Raw genomic sequence first — 13,004 nt, 5'->3', positions numbered from 1 at the left:
CCGTTGCGGCGGCGAATCGGCGCTCTATGGTGGCGGCACTTCGAGCCGTGAGGTGTGACCCGATGCGTTTCCGTCTGACCGCCCTGCTGCTGGCCACCGCGGCGCTGAGCCCGCTGGCCGCCGCGCCCGCTCCGGTGCAGCCCGCGCCGCTCGCCGAGATCGCGCAACAGGTGAAGCTGCCCTATCAGCAGTTCACGCTCCCCAACGGCCTGCGCGTGGTCGTCTCGACCGATCGCAAGGCGCCGGTGGTGGCGGTGTCGGTCTGGTATCACACCGGCTCCAAGGACGAGCCCGCCGGCAAGACCGGCTTCGCGCATCTGTTCGAGCATCTGATGTTCAACGGATCGGAGAATGCACCGGGCGACTTCTTCGGCCCGCTCGAGAAGGTCGGCGCGACCGATTACAACGGCACCACCAGCTTCGATCGCACCAACTATTTCGAGACGGTGCCGACGCCCGCGCTGCCGCTCGCGCTGTTCCTAGAAAGCGACCGGATGGGCCATCTGCTCGGCGCGGTCGGCCAGCAGACGCTCGATCGCCAGCGCGGCGTCGTCCAGAACGAGAAGAGGCAGGACGACAACCAGCCCTATGGCCTCGTCCAATATGCCCAGCAGCAGGCGCTGTTCCCGGATGGCCATCCCTATCAGCACACCACCATCGGCTCGATGGCGGATCTGGACGGGGCGAGCCTGGAGGATGTCCGCGCCTGGTTCCGCGGGCATTATGGGCCGAACAACGCCGTGCTGGTGTTGGCCGGCGACATCGACGTGGCGACCGCGAAGCCGCTGGTCGAGAAATATTTCGGCGACATCGCGCGTGGCCCGCAACCGACGCCGACCATGGCCAGCGTGCCGACGCTGAAGGCGCGCAAGGACGAGACGCTCCACGATCAGGTCGCGACCACGCGCCTTTATCGCGAATGGACGATTCCCGGCCTCACCGATCCCGACACCGTGCCGCTCGATATCGCGGGCAGCATCCTGGGCGGGCTCGCCAGCTCGCGGCTCGACAATATCCTCGTCCGCAAGGAAGGGCTGGCGGTCGGCGTCAGCGCCAATGCCGAGCCGCTGGAGCGGGTCGGCGAGTTCGAGGTGACGGTGGACGTGAAGCCGGGGCTCGATCCCGTGATGGTCGGCAAGCGGCTCGATGCGATCATCGCCGATTTCGTCGCCAACGGGCCGACGGCGGACGAGATCCGCCGTGCGGTGACGCAGGAGGTCGCCGGCCGGCTGTTCGCGCTGGAGAAGGTGGGTGGCTTCAACGGCCGCGCTGCCGCGCTGGCGATGGGCGCGGTCTATGCGAACGATCCGGGCTTCTACGAGAAGCAGCTCGCCCAATATGGCAAGGCGACGCCCGCCTCGGTGAAGGCGGCGCTTCAGAAGTGGCTGTCGCGCCCGGTCTATGCGCTGACCGTCGCGCCGGGCGACCGCGCACCCTATGAGGAGGCCAAGGCCGTGCAGGCCGATGCCGCCGCGCCCAAGCCGGGGGTGAAGCCGACGCCCGCCAGCGGCGCCGCGCCTGTCGTGGCGTCCCGGCGTGTCGAGCCGCCGGTGGGCGATATCGTCCATCTCACCTATCCGACGATCCAGCGGGCGACGCTCTCCAACGGCGTGAAGCTCGTCTATGCCCAGCGCACCGGCCTGCCGCTGACGCGCGTGTCGCTGACCTTCGACGCCGGCCATGCCGCCGATCCCAAGACGGCGCTCGGCACCGAATCGCTGATGCTGGCTCTGCTCGACGAGGGCACGACCACCCGCTCGGCCGCCGACATCGCGGCCGAGCAGGAGCGGCTGGGCTCGCGCATCTCGGCGGGCGCGGAGATGGACACGGCGGAGATCGGGCTGGCCAGCCTCTCGGCCAATATCGATCCCGCGCTCGATCTGCTGGCCGACGTCGCGCTCCATCCGAGTTTCGCGGAGATCGAGCGGCTGCGCGTTCAGCAGCTCACCGGCATCAAGGCGGAGATGTCCGATCCGGCCTCGCTCGCCTCGCGGCTCGTGCCGGGGCTGATCTATGGCCCGCAGCATCCCTATGGCGTGCCGGCGAGCGGCTCCGGCGATCCGGCGGTGGTGGCGAGGCTCGGCAAGGCCGATCTCGCCGCCTTCAAGGATCGCTGGTTCCGGCCTGACGACTGCACCGTGTTCATCGTCAGCGATCTGCCGCTGGATCGCGTGAAGGCGATGCTGGAGAGCCGCTTCGGCCATTGGAAGGAGCAGGGCGCGCCCGCGCCTGCCAAGGCGGTCGACGCCGCCGTCCCCGCGCCGCATGGCCGGATCGTGCTGGTCGACCGGCCGGGCTCGCCGCAATCGGTGATCGTCGCGGGCGAGGTGCTCGCCGCCAAGGGCACGGACGAGCTTCTGCCGCTCATCACCGCCAACGATCCGCTGGGCGGCAGCTTCCTGTCGCGGCTCAACATGGACATCCGCGAGACCAAGGCCTGGTCCTACGGCGTCGAGGCGGGCTTCTCGCGCTATGTCGGGCGCGTGCCCTATTATGTCTCGGCGCCCGTGCAGACCGACAAGACCGGCGCCTCGATCCAGGCGATGCTGGGCGACATGAACGCCTTCCTCACCACCCGGCCGCTGACGCTGGCGGAGCGGGATCGCACCGTCCAGCGCAGCATCCGCCAGCTTCCCGGCAGCTTCGAGACGGGCACGCAGCTCATCAACGCGATGCAGCGCAACGATCTGCTCAAGCGGCCGGACGATTATTACACCCACATCGCGGACAAATATCGCGCGCTGACGGTCGACCAGCTCAACGCCGTGGCCCGCGCCAAGATCAAGCCGGCCGATCTCGTCTGGGTGGTGGTGGGCGATGCCGCCAAGGTGAAGCCGCAGCTCGGGGCGATCGGATTGCCGGTCGAGGTGGTCAAGGCGCCGGGCGCGCAGTAATAGGCAATTGGTTGACGTAATGGGAAAGGATGAGTTGATGGCGAGCATCGATGGTCAGTGGGATTGCACCGCGCAGTCGCCGATGGGCGAGCAGCAATCCGTGCTGACGCTGACCAGCAAGCCGGACGGCAGCTTCGCGGGCACCAATGCCGGCCCGCTCGGCGCGCTCGACGTGACCGAGGGTCAGGTGACGGGCGATCATGTCAGCTTCAAGATGGAGCTGAAGGTGCCTTTCCCGATGACGCTGACCTGCGAGGGCGAGCTGAACGGCGATGTGCTGGAAGGCACGATCGACACGGGCGCCTTCGGCCGCTTCCCGGTCAAGGCGACGCGCCGGGCCTGATCGGCCACCTCGTCATCCCGGACTTGATCCGGGATGACCCAGGAAGGAAGATCAGCGCTTCACGCGCGTGACATGCCCCATCTTGCGGCCGGGGCGGACGCTCTTGCCGTAGAGGTGGAGATGGGCGTCGCGCTCGGAGAGGAAGTCCGCCCAGCGATCGGCGTCATGGCCGATCAGATTCTCCATCGCGACCGACGCGCCCGTGAGCGCGGTCGATCCGAGCGGCAGGCCGCAGATCGCGCGGATATGGTTCTCGAACTGCGAGGCGACCGCGCCTTCGATCGTCCAATGGCCGCTATTGTGGACGCGCGGCGCCATCTCGTTGAAGATCGGGCCGTCGGGGCCGGCGAAATATTCGACGGCCAGCACGCCGACATAATTCAGCGCATCGGCCAGCGCGCGCGTGTGGCGGATCGCCGCCTCGGCCTGCGCGCGCACCAGCCCTTCCGGCGGCACGGTCGACAGCGAGAGGATGCCGTCGGTGTGGGCGTTGGTGACGGCGTCCCACGCCACGCTCCGCCCGTCGGCCGAGCGGGCGAGCAGCACCGAATATTCGACGTCGAAACGCACGAAGCCTTCGAGAACGGCCGGCTGCTCGCCGATCGCTTCCCACGCCGCGGCGGCGTCCCCGGAAGCGCGCAGGCGGGCCTGCCCCTTGCCGTCATAGCCGAAGCGGCGGGTCTTCAGGATCGCGGGCGCGCCGATGCGGGCGACGGCTTCCTCCAGCTCGCCAAGCGTCTCCACCGCCGCCCAGGGCGCGGTGGCGAGGCCCTGACGACCGGCGAACTCCTTCTCCAGTGCGCGATCCTGCGCGATGCGCAGCGCGGCGACCGGCGGATGGAAGGGTTTCAGCCCCTCGGTCGCGGCGAGCGCCTCGACGGGGAGATTCTCGAACTCATAGGTGACGACGTCGCAGGCCGCGACGAAGCGGCGGAGCGTGGCCTCGTCCTCATAGCCGCCCTGCGTCCATTCGGCGGCGACCTCGGTCGCCGGGCCGCTCGCCTCGGGGGCATAGACATGGCTGCGATAGCCGAGCTGCGCGGCCGCCATCGCCAGCATCCGGCCGAGCTGGCCGCCGCCGATGATGCCGATCGTCGAGCCGGGCGGGATCATCATTCGGGCGCTTCGTCCACCGCCGCGGTCTGCCGCGCGCGCCAGTCGGCGAGGCGGGCGGCGAGCGCCTTGTCCTGAAGCGAGAGGATCGAGGCGGCGAGCAAACCGGCGTTGATCGCGCCCGCCTTGCCGATCGCCAGCGTGCCGACCGGGATGCCGCCCGGCATCTGCACGATCGAGAGCAGGCTATCCATGCCCGAGAGCGCCTTGGACTCGACCGGCACGCCCAGCACGGGCAGCGCCGTCATCGAGGCGCACATGCCGGGAAGGTGGGCGGCCCCGCCCGCGCCCGCGATCACCACCTGCAGGCCACGGCCCGCCGCGGACTTCGCATAGTCATAGAGGCGCTCGGGCGTGCGGTGGGCGGAGACCACCTTCGCTTCGTGGGGCACGCCGAGCGCATCGAGCGTCTCGGCCGCGTGGCGCATCGTCTCCCAATCGGAGCGACTGCCCATGATGATACCTACGAGGGGCTGGTCGGTCATCGGCCTGCCATAGCCAGGAGGAATGGAGCGGGACGCTTAGCGGCGCGAATCCCGCGAGGCAATCGGAACTGTGCCCGTGGCCTCACGGAATCGGCCATTTCGTAGCGTCTCAAACACCCCCATCGTCATCCCGGACTTGATCCGGGATCCAGAGCCGCAGGCGGTGCCGCCCTTGGCTCTGAATCCCGGCGTGCACCAGGATGACGGGGAGGGGGGCTTATCGCTCGCTCAGATAATAACGGTCGGTGGGGACCAGATCGTCGGTAAGCTCGTAGATGATCGGCTGGCCGGTCGGGATTTCGAGGCTGACGATGTCCTCGTCCGAAATGCCCGAGAGATGCTTCACCAACGCGCGCAGCGAATTGCCGTGCGCGGAGATGACGACGCGCTTGCCGGCCTTGAGCACCGGGGCGATCCGCTCCTCCCAATAGGGCAGCACACGGGCGATCGTGTCCTTCAGGCTCTCGGTCTGCGGGATGGCGATGCCGTCGTAGCGGCGGTCCTTCGCCAGATCGAACTCGGAGCCCGGCTCCAGCACGGGCGGCGGCACGTCGAAGCTGCGGCGCCAGATCTTCACCTGCTCGTCGCCATGCCTGGCGGCCGTCTCGGCCTTGTTGAGGCCGGTGAGGCCGCCATAATGGCGTTCGTTCAGATGCCAGTCCTTCTCGACCGGCAGCCACAGGCGGCCCATCTCCTCCAGCGCGAGGTTGAGCGTCTTGATCGCGCGGGTCTGCACGCTGGTGAAGGCCTGATCGAAATCGAAGCCCTTCTCCGCGAGCAGCCGGCCGGCGGCCTTGGCCTCCTCGACGCCCTGATCGGTGAGGTTCACGTCCCACCAGCCGGTGAAGCGGTTTTCCAGATTCCAGGCGGACTGGCCGTGGCGGATGAGGACGAGGCGAGGCATGGGCGTCTCCGTAAAGCTGTCGATGCGCTCCCTAGCCAAGGCTTGCCGTTCCGTCATCCCCGCCGCATGTCGCGCGGGGATTCCTTGATCGAGGAGAGTCGCGGTGGCGATCGTGAAGCAGACGGTGCGGTATGAAGTGGGCGGCGTGGCGTTCGAGAGCCTCGCGGTGTGGGACGATGCGCTGAGCGGCCCGCGCCCGGCGGTGGTGATCGCGCCGACCTTCATGGACAGGTCCGCCTTCGAGGATGGCAAGGCCGAGAAGCTGGCGGCGCTCGGCTATGTCGGATTCGCGATCGATCTGTTCGGCGTCGACGTGCAGCCCGCGAATTTCGAGGAGGCTGGCGCGGCGATGACCGTGCTCAACGCGGATCGCCACGCGGTCGCGGCGCGGATGCTGGCGGCGGTGGAGCAGGTCCGCGCGCTGGATGTGACGGACAGGGCGCGGGTGGCGGCGATCGGCTTCTGCTTCGGCGGCAAGTGCGCGCTCGATCTCGCCCGCACCGGCACGGACGTGAAGGGCGTGATCGCCTTCCACGGCCTGTTCGACGCACCGCCGTTCGAGACAGCGGAGACCATCCCCGCCAAGGTGCTGGCGCTGCATGGCTGGGACGATCCGCTCGCCAAGCCCGAGGCGGTGATCGCCTTCGCCGCCGAGATGACCGCGAAGAAGGCCGACTGGCAGCTCCATGCCTATGGGCATACCCAGCACGGCTTCACCAATTATGCCCGCCCGGAGATGTTCCAGCCCGACGCCGACCGGCGCTCGTGGCAGGCGATGCAGAATTTCCTCGCCGAGATTTTCGGCTGATCGGAAAGGCCCCCTCCCTTGTCGGAAGGGAGAGGGCCTGACCGGACTTAGATTTCGTCGATCACGTCGTGGAGCGCGGCGAGGCAGTCGCGCCCCAATTTCTTCGATCGCTCGGGCGACCAGCCGAACTCGGCGTCGGGCAGGTCGTCATTGTCCTTGAACGGCATCTCCAGCGTCATCGCCACGCAGCCGAAGCGCTCGGCGAGCTGGTTGGTGGACATGGAGAGATTGGCCTTGCCGACGCCCGCCGTCGCATAGCCATGCGCCTTCTGGAAATCCGGCGTGCGGGCGACCAGCGCGTCCTGATAGCGGGCATAGAGCGTCGTCTGGCGCGGCTGGAGCGAGGGGATGCCCTCGAAACCGGCGAGGAAGACATGCGGGATCGCCTCGTCGCCATGCACGTCCATGGCGAAATCGACGCCGGTCTTGTCCATCGCATTGCGGACGCACAGCACCTCGGGCGAGCGCTCGGGCGTCGGCTCGTGCCATTCGCGGTTGAGGTTCACGCCGACGGCATTGGTGCGCAGATGGCCCCGGAAGCTGCCGTCCGGGTTCATGTTGGGGACGATGTGGAAGGTCGCCTTCTGGCGGAGCGATCGGGCGATCGGATCGGCCGGATCGGTCAGCGCTTCGAGCGCGCCTTCCATCCACCATTCGGCCATCGATTCGCCGGGATGCTGGCGGGCGTAGAACCACACCTTCTTCGGGCCGGTGCCAAGCGTCAGGCAATCCATCTCGCGCCCGTCGAGCGTCTGGCCGAGCGAGGCCAGCGTCACGCCCGGCCGGCCGCCGATGCGCGCCACGAGATCATTGTGCCGCTCCATCGAATAAGGCGCGAAATAGGCGAACCAGATCGAATCGCTCGTCGCCTCATGCGTGAAGCGCAGCACGCCGCCGGCATAATGCGTGTCCGCCACGCGGCGCCACGTCACCCGGTCCTCGGACCAGCAGGCGTGATAGCCCGGCCAGCCGTCGGGATAGGCGGACTGGCCGGCATTGGTGATCTCATAGCTGATCCGACGCCCACGCACGCCCAGCGCGCGGAAGTGGAACCATTGATAGAAGTCCGAATCCTTGTCGCGCGCGATCTCCAGCGTGATGCGATCGTCGAGGATGGACGTCAGGCGGATATTGCCGCTGTCGAAGGCGGCCGAAATGCGGATCGTCATTTCACCGTGATAGTGCGACCCGATTCGCCGGGGAAGCCCGTGAAGAGCGCATGGGCGAGCTTGGCGACCGCCGCCTGCGGAGACGCATCGGGCGACTGGCCCTTCGCCTCGGTCATCGCGCGGCCTTCCCAGATCACGGTGCCGTCCGAGTGGCGCTTGATCTGCACCATCATGCGCGTGCCGACGATGAAGCGCTCCCGGCTGCCGATCGGCACGGTGGTGCCCACCCCGCCGCCGAATCCGGTATGCCGGCCGAAGCTCGCGCCGCCGACGCCGAAGCTCACCGACGAGCCCGGCCGCGGATCGGGCCGGGTGCCGCGATCGGTCATCACCGAGACGGTCAGTTCCGAATTGGCGGGCGAGGCGGCGCGGGTGAAGCCGTAATGGGTGAGTTCCTGCGCGACGATGTCGCCATAGGCGGCGAGTTCGAGGCTGTCGGGCGCGAGCGGCGAGCCGGGGCCGGCCATCGGCACCGATTCGACCGAGAAGCTGCCCGCCGCGATCGGCTGGGCGAGGTGGAAGCGCGTCACCTGCACGGGGTTGGTCGTCTGGCAGCCGGCGAGCGCGAGCCCCGCGCCGAGCGCGAGGCCTGCGGCGGCGAAGCGAAGGGCGGAGATGCGCGACTGGAACATGGCTGGCCTTTCTGCGGGCGCGATTCGCACGCGCGTGATCGATCCATGAGCGTAACGCTCTGACATGCGTTTTGCTTCACCCAGGCCGGCTTTCCAATGCGTGAACGATGCATTTCGCATCATCGAATCGGGCGCCGGTCTTGACTTCGGGGGCCGGCTCTCATAGGCGGACGCCTCGTTTTTCCGGGCCATATGGCCTCCAGACATAGAGAAGCAGGGCGCCCCGCCATGAAGATCCGTAACTCGCTCAAGTCGCTCAAGGGGCGTCATCGCGACAACCGCGTCATCCGTCGTCGCGGCCGCACCTACGTCATCAACAAGACGAACCGTCGCTTCAAGGCCCGCCAGGGCTGATCCGGCGTGGCCGCCGATCGCTCGGTGGCCCGTTTGAAGAGCGTCGTTTTCGATGTCGGCAACGTGCTTGTCGACTGGAATCCGCGCGCCTTTTTTCAGCGACATATCGCCGATCCCGCGCGCCTCGACCGATTCCTCGGCGAGGTGGCGACGCTGGAATGGCACACCCAGCATGATGCTGGCCGCAGCTTCGCCGACACGTCGGCGGAACTGATCGCGCGTCACCCCGACGAGGCCGAGCATATCCGGCTGTGGGGCGAGCGGTTCGACGAGCAGATCGGCGATTGGCTGCCCGGCATGGCGGCGCTCATGGCCGATCTCGATTCGGCCGGCGTGCCGCTCTACGCCATCACCAATTTCAGCCATGAGTTCTGGCCGTCCTTCCGGGCGCGCGAGGCGGTGCGGCTCGATCGCTTCCGCGACATCCTCGTCTCGGGCGAGGTGAAGCTGGTGAAGCCCGATCCCGCCATCTACGCGCTGGCGCTGGATCGATTCGGGCTGGCGCCGGGCGAGGCGCTGTTCGTCGACGATCGGCCTGAGAATGTCGAAGCGGCCGAACGTTCGGGCTTCGCCGGCCATGTCTTCCGCGACGCCGATACGCTGCGCGCTGCTCTCCAAGGTTCCGGCTTGCTCTGAGGCCCGCGCGGGGACAGGTTCCGGGCCTGTCACGAACCGGAGCTTCCATGCGCCTTGCCCTTGCTTCCTTCGCCGCGCTGATCGCGGCGACGCCCGCTCTTTCCGCCCCGCTCGACACCGCCGCGATCGACCGCGCCGTGACCGGGATTCTCAAGACGACGCAGGTGCCCTCCGCCTCGATCGCGATCGTGGAGGATGGGCGGATCGTCTATTCGAAGGCCTATGGGCAGCAGGGGCCGGGCAGGCCGGCGGTGACGGGCGCGCGCTATCCGATCGCCTCCATCTCCAAGCAGGTCACCGCGACGGCGATCCTGATGCTGGCCGACGAAGGCAAGCTCTCGCTCGACGACACGGTGGGCAAGTGGCTCCCCGCGCTGACCGACGCCGACAAGATCACCATCCGGCAGGTGCTGAGCCATACGTCCGGCTATCGCGATTACTGGCCGCAGGATTTCAGCTTCGCCGCGATGGAGCATCCGGTGACGCCGATGGAGATCCTCGATCGCTGGGCGAAGGCGCCGCTCGACTTCGCGCCGGGCAGCCAGTGGCAATATTCCAACACCGGCTATGTCGTCGCCGGCCGGATCGTCGAGAAGGTGTCGGGCGAGGGGCTGATGCCCTTCCTGACGAAGCGGGTCTTCCAGCCGCTCGGCATGAAGAGCGCGGTCGACGCGGACACCGGCATGACGGCGGCCGACGCCGTGCCGCACATGCGCTATGCGCTGGGGCCGGTACGGGTCGAGAAGCCGGCGGCGCCGGGCTGGCTGTTCGCGGCGGGCGAGCTGGCGATGACCGCCGACGATCTCGCCCGCTGGGATATCGGCATGATCGACCGGAAGCTGCTCACCCCCGCGAGCTACAAGGCGCAGCAGACGCCGGTGGTACTGACCGACGGCAAGTCGAGCGGTTACGGGCTCGGCATCGAGGTGGGTGAGGTCGATGGCCATCGCGTGCTGGAGCATGGCGGCGAGGCGGTGGGCTTCCTCTCCGAGAACCGCGTCTATCCCGACGACAAGGCCGCGATCGTGGTGATGGTGAACGGCGATTTCGGCAACGCCCAGACCGCGATCGCCGATCGCATCGAGGGGCAGCTCTTCCCGCAGGCCGACAAGACGGCGCGGGCGCGCAAGGTGTTCGACATGCTGCGCGCGGGCAAGATCGATCGCAGCCTGTTCACCGTGAACGGCAATTATTATTTCACGCCGACGGCGATCGCCGATTATCGCGCCAGCCTCGCGCCGCTGGGCCAGCCGACCAGCATCCGTCAGCGCTCGGCCAAGCTGCGCGGCGGTTTCACGGCAGAGGCCTATACGGTCACCTATCCGGGCCGCACCCTCACCATCGTGCTGCGCGCCGAGCCGGGCGCCCATGGCAGGATCGAGCAGTTCACCGTCTACCCGGCGGGCTGAGCCTTGCAGCCTCTCCCGCCGGGGAGGGGCTCATTCCTCGTTCTGATAGCCCTTCAGCTCGTCGCCGGTGAGGCGGACGACGTGGAGCACATTGGTCGAGCCCGGCGTCCCGAACGGCACGCCGGCCATCAGCACCGCCGCCTCGCCGGCACCGGCGACGCGGGTGCGCAGCGCCATCCGCTTGGACTTGGCGACCATCTCCTCGAAGTTCTCGACGTCGCGGGTATGGACCGCGTGCGCGCCCCACAGCAGGCCGGTGCGGCGCGCCGTGCGGATGTCCGGGGTCAGCACCAGCAGCGGCGCCGACGGCCGCTCGCGCGCGATGCGGCGCGCGGTCGAGCCCGAGGTGGTGAAGCAGATGATCGTCGCGGCCGACACGGTTTCCACGATCTCGGCGGCGGCGGCGGCCAGCGCGTCGGCGGTGGTGGCGTCCGGCCGCATCTGGGTGAAGTGGATGCGGGCGCGATAGTTCGGGTCCGATTCCACCGAGATGGCGATGCGGTCCATCATCGCGACGGCTTCCTCCGGCCAGCTTCCGGCGGCGGATTCGGCCGAGAGCATGATCGCGTCGGCGCCGTCATAGATGGCGTTGGCGACGTCCGACACCTCGGCGCGGGTCGGCGAGGGCGAGGTAATCATCGATTCGAGCATCTGCGTCGCCACCACCACCGGGCGGCCGAGGCGGCGCGATGTCTCGACGATGCGCTTCTGGATCGGGGGAACCTGCTCGGGCGGCAGCTCGACGCCGAGATCGCCGCGCGCGACCATCACGCCGTCCGACAGCTCGATGATCTCGTCGAGGCGATCGATCGCGGCCGGCTTCTCGATCTTGGAGAGCAGCGCCGCCTTGCCGCCGATCAGGCGGCGGGCCTCGGCCACGTCATCCGGGCGCTGCACGAAGGAGAGCGCGATCCAGTCGACATTCTGCTCCAGCGCGAAGGCGAGATCCTTGCGGTCCTTGTCGGTCAGCGCGGGGAGGGGGACGACCACGTCGGGCACGTTCACGCCCTTGCGGTTGGAGATCACGCCGCCGACCTCGACGGTCGTCTCGATCAGGTCGAGGCTGGCGGTCTGCACGCGCAGCACCAGCTTGCCGTCGTCGACCAGCAGGCGGGCGCCGGGCTCCAGCGCCTCGAAGATCTCCCGGTGGGGGAGCGAGACGCGGGTGGCGTCGCCCGGCGTCGAGTCGCGGTCGAGCCGGAAGGCGTCGCCGGTGTGGAGCGTCACCGAGCCGTCCGCGAAGGTGCCGACACGCAGTTTCGGCCCCTGAAGATCGGCGAGGATGGTGGTCGGCCGGTTGAGTTCCTTCTCAAGCTGGCGGATCGCCGCGATCGACTGGGCATGGTCCTCATGCGCGCCATGGCTCATATTGACGCGGAAGGCGTCGGCGCCGGCGAGGAAGAGCTTGCGGATCATTTCCGGCGAACGGCTCGCAGGCCCCAATGTGGCCAGCACGCGAACCTTGCGGCGACGGGGCGCAAATGCGCTCGTGCTGATCGACATGGGGGTACAAAGCTCCTTGTGCGCGCGGGAAGGCTTGCCCATTAGCCCGTCCATTCATCAGATCAACCAGGGAATGACAGCGCTATGCAGCTTGATGATGTCGATGATGCGATCGCAGCCGCCGTTTTCCGCCGTCTGGTGCGTCATCTGCGGCATCGTTCCGACGCCGAAAATATCGATTTGATGGGCCTCGCCGGCTTCTGCCGCAACTGCCTGGGCGACTGGACGGCCGAGGCATCGGACGGAAGGATCGGCAAGGAAGAGGCGCGCGAGGCGGTCTACGGGATGCCCTACGCGCAGTGGAAGGCCGAGCATCAGGGCGAGGCGACGCCCGCGCAGCTCGCCCGCATGGCCGAGAGCCTGAAGAAGAACCCGCCCGCGGACGCTTGAGCCTGACCGCCGGCTCTTCTATCTCGGCCCGTTCCTACCGAATCGGGAGCGGACTATGAGTGACGGCAACGTCGCGGCCGACCAGCTGCGGCTCTTCATCGAGCGTATCGAACGCCTCGAGGAAGAAAAGAAGGGCATGCAGGACGACATCAAGGACGTCTATCTCGAAGCCAAGTCGCAGGGTTACGACCCCAAGACGATGCGGACCATCGTGCGCCTGCGCAAGATGGAGAAGAATGCGCGCGACGAGGCCGAGGCCCTGCTCGAAACCTACAAGGCGGCGCTGGGTCTGAACTGACCTTCTCGCCGGCGGTCGGCAGGTGCCGATCGCCGGCCGCCCCTCCTGTTGGCGGGATTGCGCAAG

14 protein-coding genes are annotated in these 13,004 nt (G+C 68.0%); 8 read left to right on the top strand and 6 right to left on the bottom strand.

The annotated features are described in order from the left end of the window. Positions 1-62: 62 nt before the first annotated feature. Both FHS98_RS14010 and FHS98_RS14005 read left to right on the top strand, forming a co-directional pair. Positions 63-2,894 (top strand): M16 family metallopeptidase, encoded by a 2,832-nt coding sequence (locus FHS98_RS14010; RefSeq protein WP_167106228.1) that lies wholly within the window; start codon positions 63-65, stop codon positions 2,892-2,894. Positions 2,895-2,931: 37 nt separating this feature from the next. Further along, positions 2,932-3,237, top strand: a complete 306-nt coding sequence (locus FHS98_RS14005; RefSeq protein WP_167106225.1) for a hypothetical protein — start codon at positions 2,932-2,934, stop codon at positions 3,235-3,237. Between the two features lie 51 nt (positions 3,238-3,288). On the opposite strand, the gene FHS98_RS14000 is transcribed toward FHS98_RS14005, so the two are convergent. The 3 genes from FHS98_RS14000 to gpmA form a co-directional block, all read right to left on the bottom strand. Next, entirely contained in the window at positions 3,289-4,353 is a 1,065-nt protein-coding gene (locus tag FHS98_RS14000) for a 5-(carboxyamino)imidazole ribonucleotide synthase (RefSeq protein WP_167106223.1), read from the bottom strand. Further along, positions 4,350-4,835 (bottom strand): 5-(carboxyamino)imidazole ribonucleotide mutase, encoded by a 486-nt coding sequence (gene purE / locus FHS98_RS13995; RefSeq protein ID WP_167106220.1) that lies wholly within the window; start codon positions 4,833-4,835, stop codon positions 4,350-4,352. The genes FHS98_RS14000 and purE overlap by 4 nt, the downstream gene beginning before the upstream one ends. A gap of 217 nt (positions 4,836-5,052) precedes the next feature. After that, positions 5,053-5,739: a 2,3-diphosphoglycerate-dependent phosphoglycerate mutase gene (gpmA, locus tag FHS98_RS13990; protein WP_167106217.1), complete on the bottom strand. Its 687-nt coding sequence runs from the start codon at positions 5,737-5,739 to the stop codon at positions 5,053-5,055. A 103-nt stretch (positions 5,740-5,842) separates the two neighbouring features. Here gpmA and FHS98_RS13985 point away from each other — a divergent pair, with 103 nt between their 5' ends. Continuing rightward, positions 5,843-6,547, top strand: coding sequence for a dienelactone hydrolase family protein (locus tag FHS98_RS13985; protein ID WP_167106214.1), 705 nt, complete (start codon positions 5,843-5,845; stop codon positions 6,545-6,547). A 47-nt stretch (positions 6,548-6,594) separates the two neighbouring features. Here FHS98_RS13985 and FHS98_RS13980 read toward each other — a convergent pair whose 3' ends face one another. Both FHS98_RS13980 and FHS98_RS13975 read right to left on the bottom strand, forming a co-directional pair. Further along, positions 6,595-7,716, bottom strand: a complete 1,122-nt coding sequence (locus FHS98_RS13980; protein ID WP_167106211.1) for a M14 family metallopeptidase — start codon at positions 7,714-7,716, stop codon at positions 6,595-6,597. Next, on the bottom strand, positions 7,713-8,348 hold the full coding sequence (locus FHS98_RS13975; protein ID WP_167106208.1) for a DUF4136 domain-containing protein: 636 nt from the start codon (positions 8,346-8,348) through the stop codon (positions 7,713-7,715). The genes FHS98_RS13980 and FHS98_RS13975 overlap by 4 nt, the downstream gene beginning before the upstream one ends. A 228-nt stretch (positions 8,349-8,576) precedes the next feature. Here FHS98_RS13975 and ykgO point away from each other — a divergent pair, with 228 nt between their 5' ends. The 3 genes from ykgO to FHS98_RS13960 are packed head-to-tail and all read left to right on the top strand — an operon-like array spanning position 8,577 to position 10,747. Further along, a complete protein-coding gene (ykgO, locus tag FHS98_RS13970; RefSeq protein ID WP_004210176.1) occupies positions 8,577-8,702 on the top strand; it encodes a type B 50S ribosomal protein L36 in 126 nt (41 codons plus the stop codon). A gap of 24 nt (positions 8,703-8,726) precedes the next feature. Continuing rightward, on the top strand, positions 8,727-9,338 hold the full coding sequence (locus tag FHS98_RS13965; protein ID WP_167106784.1) for an HAD-IA family hydrolase: 612 nt from the start codon (positions 8,727-8,729) through the stop codon (positions 9,336-9,338). A 47-nt stretch (positions 9,339-9,385) separates the two neighbouring features. Beyond that, positions 9,386-10,747 carry a serine hydrolase domain-containing protein gene (locus FHS98_RS13960; protein ID WP_167106205.1) on the top strand — a complete coding sequence of 454 codons (1,362 nt, stop codon included), beginning with the start codon at positions 9,386-9,388 and terminating at the stop codon, positions 10,745-10,747. Between the two features lie 30 nt (positions 10,748-10,777). Here FHS98_RS13960 and pyk read toward each other — a convergent pair whose 3' ends face one another. Continuing rightward, positions 10,778-12,250, bottom strand: coding sequence for a pyruvate kinase (pyk, locus tag FHS98_RS13955; protein ID WP_167106202.1), 1,473 nt, complete (start codon positions 12,248-12,250; stop codon positions 10,778-10,780). An 84-nt stretch (positions 12,251-12,334) separates the two neighbouring features. Between pyk and FHS98_RS13950 the strand changes: the two genes are divergently transcribed. Both FHS98_RS13950 and FHS98_RS13945 read left to right on the top strand, forming a co-directional pair. Continuing rightward, positions 12,335-12,640: a DUF1244 domain-containing protein gene (locus FHS98_RS13950; RefSeq protein ID WP_167106199.1), complete on the top strand. Its 306-nt coding sequence runs from the start codon at positions 12,335-12,337 to the stop codon at positions 12,638-12,640. A gap of 55 nt (positions 12,641-12,695) precedes the next feature. Beyond that, entirely contained in the window at positions 12,696-12,938 is a 243-nt protein-coding gene (locus tag FHS98_RS13945; RefSeq protein ID WP_019834504.1) for a DUF2312 domain-containing protein, read from the top strand. The last annotated feature ends 66 nt before the right edge of the window (positions 12,939-13,004 follow it).

The organism is Sphingomonas oligoaromativorans (genome assembly GCF_011762195.1).
Taxonomy (GTDB): Bacteria; Pseudomonadota; Alphaproteobacteria; order Sphingomonadales; family Sphingomonadaceae; genus Solisphingomonas; species Solisphingomonas oligoaromativorans.
The sequence above is the reverse complement of the archived record's forward strand: the minus strand, read 5'-3'. Positions and strand labels throughout refer to the sequence as shown.